The organism is Aquabacterium sp. UBA2148, assembly GCF_002328915.1.
GTDB lineage: Bacteria > Pseudomonadota > Gammaproteobacteria > Burkholderiales > Burkholderiaceae_C > Aquabacterium > Aquabacterium parvum.
This window is the reverse complement of sequence record NZ_DCXA01000221.1, coordinates 1,250-1,519: the sequence shown is the minus strand read 5'-3', so window position 1 is coordinate 1,519 and position 270 is coordinate 1,250. Positions and strand designations below refer to the sequence as shown.

Sequence of the window (270 nt, the reverse complement as noted above, 5' to 3'; positions counted from 1 at the left end):
GGCAGCGACCGGCTGGCCGAGGCCTGCCAGATCCTCGGGCTCGATGGCGACGATCGCATCGTCAACGTGCAAGGCGATGAACCCCTGATCGAGCCAGCGCTGATCGACGCCTGCGCCAGGCTGTTGATGGAGCGCCCGGATTGCGTGATGAGCACGGCCGCACACCAGCTCGAGGACACCGCCCATTTCGCCAACCCGAACGTGGTCAAGGTCGTCACCGATGCACTGGGCAGGGCCCTGTATTTTTCGCGAGCCCCCATCCCATGGTGG

Annotated in this window: 1 protein-coding gene; it reads left to right on the top strand. The window is 65.6% G+C overall.

Annotated features, from left to right (window positions below):
- The coding region (locus B2W70_RS12485) for a cytidylyltransferase domain-containing protein (protein WP_414631058.1) at positions 1-270 on the top strand (270 nt) is incomplete at both ends.